We start from the raw sequence: 6,668 nt of genomic DNA, 5'->3' as shown, positions 1-6,668 counted from the left end.
TGGAACAACAAACACTGATATGACGCGAAGAACTTAATTGCTAATTGCAAAATAAATCTTAATTTACCAACTTATAATACCACCGAGAAGAAATCATCACGCCAAAGCAGTACAATTTAAAAAACATTTTACGCACCTGCATTGCTGTGATAACTACCATAAATTTACTGATAACTACCTATTTAATTATTCACAGATAATATTATTATAGTATGTGTAGATATAATATATTTTGCAGCACCTATACGGACAGACGTCATTAATAATGCAAGGAAAATCCATATCAGCATAACAACAAGCCATTACTGTGGTGCATACCCCCCCACTACAGCTTATCTTCATTGAAACACTATACATAGCCTAAATAAATAATTTACAATAAGATAATAATGGGCAAAAGGCCACAGAATGAAATTCAATACATATTATCAAAAAACCACATTCATTGAAAAATCAGAACTAAGAAAATAAATAACTATAAATCGTAGATAAAAAACCAAAATCCAACACTTTAATAAGAAAAAATAACACCCCAGAAATAAATACCTACCTACATAAGTGGCTAACCTTAGTGAAACATTGGGTAGTAAATATACACAGATATATTTCAAGTAAGGACTTTACTCATTGTGCGCTCATCCAATTCAAGAAGTCTCCTTGATATATCAGCGTACTCCTCTTTTCTATAATTCATGAATAATTCCTTCTCACGTCTGAGACTTTCCCTTTCCTCGTTCACTGCTTGCTCAACTTCTCTTATTTTATCAAGATTAGCAATTCTTTTACCAGAAATATAAGACAAGGTCATAAGGACAAAAACAGAGGTCACCGATGAAACCCCAATGCCAAAAAACTTCACCATGTTAACAAAATCAACATGAGAAATATTAGATATCATACCCATACAATTTGCATAAACTAGAATAGAAAAAATCAGGTACGCCACTATTATCAACAATAATATAACCGGCAGAATAGATATAGTTTTTTCAAGAATCAACACAAACCTAAGAGGATCACTCCTAGAAGGTTTATCTAGGATGGGCTGGCTACCAGGTTCACCCATGGTAGATACTACTGAGACATCCTTAGAAACACCACCACTGGTTACTACAGCCCTATTAGAGGACAACTTCTCACTTGTAGCACAATCCATGCGCTCTAAGTCAGCCAGTTTAGCAGAAACAGATTCCAACAGAGAGCTTACGCAAAAGTCTGAACAATCTTCTGCAGAAACATTATCTTCTGTAATTGATTCTAACGCTACACGAAAACCACTCTTATTCACAATACCAAACCTCCAACGACAAGTAGGACTCATACAAGCCACATACAATCATCAAAAATCTAAAAAACATAGTACGAAAGAGGTTAATCAATGATAGGTAAAAAGCAGTGCCCATATCAACAAAAAAGACTCACCAATCAGAACAATGTCAAGGATAAAACATAACAACACCACAAACAAATTGGTAATATTTAACAAGACAAGTAACAACTAATTTTATATAATATGCATTAATAATTACAAAAAACCAGATTACCAGAAATACGACGGTAATAAATGATACAACGAAGTAAAGCTACACAAAGACATATTAGTCCAGCTTAGGAAGTTACATAAAGGCACTGAAATCAATTACACATAATCACCCACAACCATTGAAACAACCAAAAACCATTCAATGAAAAATAATCATACCCCCAAAATATTAGTCTTGACCATAAATAATATATTTAATATATGGAAGTATGCATCAAATATTAAATTACTAATTAACAAATAACTTAATGCAACCTATAACAGGAAGCAAGATAAAGTAACCATCTAAAAATAACGTATCTTTAATAGAGTCACTTAGCCCAATTTAAAAACTTACATTAAGATAAGAATGAAATCTTTTCCCTGAATTGATATATCTTTATTTCAATCAAATCTTAGTATTATCCCTATGATATCCGTCTTAAGAAAAATAGAATGTTTATCAGGAAAACATGGTACCGAAATTCTAGTAACACAACATCGTTTTCTATAGCATGAAATTCAGCAACTCTATGTTTCAACAAAAAATTAACTGAAATATTTGGACACAAACCACGTGTAGACGAAGAATAGGAAGATCACATTCAAAATAAAAAATTACACCCCCATACACACTTCTTAACATTTTTGCAGTGCCAATATAAACATCAGGAAACCAAACTAACCACCCTCGTGATATAGTGTATAAGGCTACTAAGTTCTACAATTATTGCCCTTAGTTCGGTTTTATTATGTTAGTAAAAGCAAAAATATCCTACTAAAAAATTTCATCACTGCAATAAATGCAAACCAGAAGTAAAGAAGTTAACTACTCAAAATATTAACATGAATGTAATAAGAACAAGGACTAAGTTAGATAAAACAATATTTTCACAAAAACACTGACATTTTTTGTATTAAAAATAATACTAATAATTAACATTAATAGTTACAATATGACGCATATCAAAATCTTATGAAATACATACTTTTTTACTTACAATATCGAAACAAAAGACTACGATAATTACATATTGATTGCTACGATGTTGTAGGCATCCTACTGCGATTAATTCATTTCATATTTAATTGTGTGAAGCACCAAACAAATGGATAGGCAAAAAACTGGAAAAGGAATGTATCATGAAAGATAATATCTGTACTGCAAATACCAGTGCAAATGCAATTTCTTCTTATGGTGCATGTGATCATGAGGAAAGTAATAAAGGCAGCTTATCTGCGCTGAGATCATCTGGTATGGTAAATTCTGAATCGAATAACCAGGCAAGTGATATTCTTACCAATACCATGGTCAGAGCTACCAGCAGGAGAAGAAGATCAGAAAAATTGATTTGTGCTCTCACAATATCGATATCTCTCCTTGCAATTTCATTTACACTGATTACTATTATGGTACACAAAAACATCATCCACATCCCTGGAATGACTAGAGAGATAGCGGGTACCTTTCTTGACCGGGTAGGAATTGGATTATTTGTTTCTTCTTCAATTTTACTATCAATTGGTCTGTGTTATTTAAAAATAAGTTTTCGTTAGTTGATATTTATTAAAATAAACATCATTACCTATCACCAAAGCTATTACATTTGGTGTAATGAGTATAAACCTCACGGTGATAATTTTATTAGTTATCCAGGTGGGTTTGTATTTTGAGCAGAAGAAAAAAACGAGTTTACTTAATGCACTGCTATCAATAAATAAAGGGCAAAAAAACCACCGTCACCTATTGTACTTAGTAAACTCTCTCCAACTATCATCATAATGATTACAACTATATCAACAAAAAATACAGAGAGATCTGAATCGCTATTACAAAAAAACTAAGGTAGCGACGACCAATAGAATGTCAAAATTACTGCGATTACAATAGCAATTAACAAAAGTATCACCAAAATAAGTGACATGGTCAATAAAACTGAATGTACTTTTGATAATTTACGATCATCTGATTTACCACTAACCCCCTTACCGCCAATGGAACCAATGTCTTCGACAACACCACCCTCTTCAACTACTATCAATTCCTCCTCGCCACCCACATCATCTGCCATTAATCTTCCGGCATCGACAAGGCCACTAGAGCAATCGTATTCTGAATCGCTAGATGATTGATCATCTCGGTAAAAGCAAATCCCACCCGGGTAACAAGACAAGCTTAATTTGTCATCATCTTGGGGCAACTCGCACTCAAGATCGACTTCTTGGACAAGTGATGATTCACAACCACCACTTGCTCCTAAAGAATCACCAAAAGTACCATAAGTTGAACGCATGGAAATGATCCTTATCTAATTTACTAAACTTACTTATGCCTACGCAAAAAAAATTTTCTCCCCATATTTATAATTATTGTAGGTACAAAAGGGTACCACACTAGTCACAGATAGCTATAAATTTGCCAGCCATGATAATACAAAAAAATTACTCATATCTAAACAGCAAAAACCCTAACATATAGCAGAGATAGAAAGAAAATTTTGTAATCCTGTAAACAATATCTTTTACAGAAACAAAATAAAGAAAAGCAGCATGCAAAAACGCACTTTCATAGAACAGATACTTTTATTGTGCGCTTCTCCATGCTACTATCAGATACCTAAAGTAATAGGTAAAAAATATGCAGAATACACTGTCAATTAAAAAATACATTACAAAAATTATTCCACAGCAACTTAGCTTATACCTCACAAAATACATCAAGGCAAACAACATTACACCTTAAATAAATAATAAATGAAATACCTACTACCACACTCATTGTACTTTTGATAAACCATTCCCTTTATTAAAGGTTGCCATACAGCAATACCTAAGAAATATTGCTATCACTATCATGAAAATTCACGCAAAAATCACTTTAAAAAAACAGTAGGAACGAGGTAACAGTTATTTGTACGATCACCAACTACCACAACAAATATGGTAAAATGTACAATGCTGTAGACCATCATAGTCATAAACACCATTACCCAAAAATCCTCTCAAAATCAAAGAGGATGGTTCCACTTAATTATCAACCAAGCCAATATAGCAACGGCTATTGCAATTATCAAAAGCACCAGAATAGCGCTCATCAAATCATAGCCCGAGAATGAGCAACTTCGTTTATTACAAAGATCAGTAACTACTTCCGGTTCACTTGCAAATCCCGAGAATGAGTAACGTCTAGCAGGAAATTCTTCCCGTTCACTTTCAAACCCCGAGAATGAGTGGCGTCTAACAGTAACTTCTTGCGATTCAAATCCATCTGCTTCCTCAAAATCACTCAAGCTAAGGCCATCAAATCCAAATTGTAGACCACCTCTACCATCTCTTTTTGAACCCACTGCCACTTCACCATAATCAAAAAGGTAATAAGTAACTTCTGAGTCACCTTGAAGTAGAGGTTGCTCTTCACCGCACCCCTCATCATTGTTACTAGGATTATCATGAAAATAATCATCGCCAATAAAGTCCATATATATTCTCCTTACATTATTGTTATTATTATAATCTCTCAACAGAAACAAACTACCATCAAATACCCCTATCCCTCCCAAAGTTAGAAAATCAACCACAAAACGGTACTATAATATTGTTTAGTTGACTTTTGGTAATTGAGTCGAAATCGGTTATGCTTTGAATTTTTTCACATGCGTCTAATAGTATTTTTTTTACACTGGATAAACTGTTGTCGATTACCGTGATATTAGCTTCATCGTAGTTGGAGCCGTGAGCGTCTATCATTTTAGGTATGATATTATTGTAACGTAATTTGAATGTTTCTGACATAATTTCTTCTAGGCTAGTATTTGTGCTGTTTTTAATAGCAGATCTTATATTTACCCCATGTGAAATAAGATTTTCTTCTCCAAGATTTAGTAACCCTTTTGCTAGGCAGTTAATGTTACGTAGTTTTAAAAACATGTCTGACAGTTTTTTCATAAATTCAGCAAAATTAGTACTACTTGCTTTTACTGTCGTGTTACTTTCAGTTGCATTGCTCAGCATAGAAAGCAGCAGTGATGTTCTTATAACCCTTTTGTAGAATGATCTTGCTGGGGATGAAGTTGAACTAGTGCTTGTGATTTCCGACGGTGATGTTTGTATTTCCATTGTTGTTGCTTTTTCTTTCGTAAGATCAAGAATATCATCGCCTGATTTACTTGAGCATTCTGATTCATGGCTGGTATTGTTTGCGCTAGAGTATTGCGAAGATATTATTTTATTAAACATAATAATTTTAATATCCTATTGAATTAATTAATGTTTATATATTGGAACAAAGGATGATGTGATATCTGACCTCGGTCATAAATATGTACCAATTTTTTGATACAAAAAAGTACATAATTATATGTTAATTATTTAATTTTAGAGTGTAAAATTTCTACTATTTCCTAAGATCTAAAATATTTTTTCGCATTATAGTGCTAATTGACATTCATTATTTGGTTTATTTGCACTAGTTATTGTCATTCCACAGGTTATTTGAGTTGATTGGTTTAATCTGAACTCATACTTTATTTTAATGGTGTTGAGTCTGATGAATTACCTAAGGGTAATTGAAGAAATTTTTCCTACCTATTATACAAATAATTAAGATAAACGGTTTTTAATATGTCTATCATTTAATTTAAAAGAGGTGATGGATTTTCTGCTATGACAATGACCGAGACCTTGGATTGGTACCCATCTGCATCAAATTTACCACACCTGTGATGTGATTACATCATCAATGAGCTCTCAGCCTCAAGGTTTTGATTGCTTCCTGATTCGTCGCCATGTTCATATGTTCGAATGGCTTCTAACTCCATAACGTTAAGTCTGTCATTGCAGTTACGCTGACGGTTGTTTTTTACTTTTACCACAATTAGTATAATCAAAGATAATATTGATAATACGGCAGTTACCAAAATTGTTGTACCAACAACTCCCATTTTTGTAGTTTTTGTATCTGTATCTGTGTTTGTATCTTCATGGATGATATTAGTGGTCCTAACATATGGACAGCTGTTATATGGGATTTTATTTGTTCTAGCAGTTATTGACATGTTATAAAGTCGATGTCTATCCTGTTCATCAAAACTGGTAACATTTTGAATTCTTTCGCATGCGCTTAAGACTATCATTTCTATTTGAGATA

General features: G+C 33.1%; 6 protein-coding genes. 1 reads left to right on the top strand and 5 read right to left on the bottom strand.

Going from position 1 to position 6,668, the window contains the following annotated elements:
* Positions 1–607: 607 nt before the first annotated feature.
* Complete coding sequence (locus tag Arg41_RS07430) at positions 608–1,288, bottom strand: hypothetical protein (RefSeq protein ID WP_092490709.1); 681 nt, start codon at positions 1,286–1,288, stop codon at positions 608–610.
* Positions 1,289–2,665: 1,377 nt separating this feature from the next.
* Here Arg41_RS07430 and Arg41_RS07425 point away from each other — a divergent pair.
* Positions 2,666–3,079: a hypothetical protein gene (locus tag Arg41_RS07425; RefSeq protein WP_092490708.1), complete on the top strand. Its 414-nt coding sequence runs from the start codon at positions 2,666–2,668 to the stop codon at positions 3,077–3,079.
* 284 nt (positions 3,080–3,363) lie between these two features.
* Here Arg41_RS07425 and Arg41_RS07420 read toward each other — a convergent pair whose 3' ends face one another.
* The 4 genes from Arg41_RS07420 to Arg41_RS07405 form a co-directional block, all read right to left on the bottom strand.
* Entirely contained in the window at positions 3,364–3,816 is a 453-nt protein-coding gene (locus Arg41_RS07420) for a hypothetical protein (protein ID WP_092490707.1), read from the bottom strand.
* A gap of 714 nt (positions 3,817–4,530) precedes the next feature.
* Positions 4,531–5,100: a hypothetical protein gene (locus Arg41_RS07415; RefSeq protein WP_092490706.1), complete on the bottom strand. Its 570-nt coding sequence runs from the start codon at positions 5,098–5,100 to the stop codon at positions 4,531–4,533.
* Positions 5,093–5,758, bottom strand: coding sequence for a hypothetical protein (locus Arg41_RS07410; protein WP_092490705.1), 666 nt, complete (start codon positions 5,756–5,758; stop codon positions 5,093–5,095). The genes Arg41_RS07415 and Arg41_RS07410 overlap by 8 nt, the downstream gene beginning before the upstream one ends.
* A 491-nt stretch (positions 5,759–6,249) precedes the next feature.
* On the bottom strand, positions 6,250–6,668 hold a 419-nt coding region (locus Arg41_RS07405), incomplete at its 5' end, for a hypothetical protein (protein ID WP_172792688.1).

This window comes from Candidatus Ichthyocystis hellenicum (assembly GCF_001460935.1).
GTDB classification, from domain to species: Bacteria; Pseudomonadota; Gammaproteobacteria; order Burkholderiales; family 2013Ark19i; genus Ichthyocystis; species Ichthyocystis hellenicum.
Note: the sequence above shows the minus strand (reverse complement) of the source record. Positions and strands in the feature narration are given on the sequence as shown.

Excerpts from the sequence above, each read along its gene's own strand:
- Arg41_RS07425 (WP_092490708.1), top strand. The coding sequence starts at position 2,666 with ATGAAAGATAATATCTGTACTGCAAATACCAGTGCAAATGCAATTTCT.
- Arg41_RS07420 (WP_092490707.1), bottom strand. The coding sequence starts at position 3,816 with ATGCGTTCAACTTATGGTACTTTTGGTGATTCTTTAGGAGCAAGTGGT.
- Arg41_RS07410 (WP_092490705.1), bottom strand. The coding sequence starts at position 5,758 with ATGTTTAATAAAATAATATCTTCGCAATACTCTAGCGCAAACAATACC.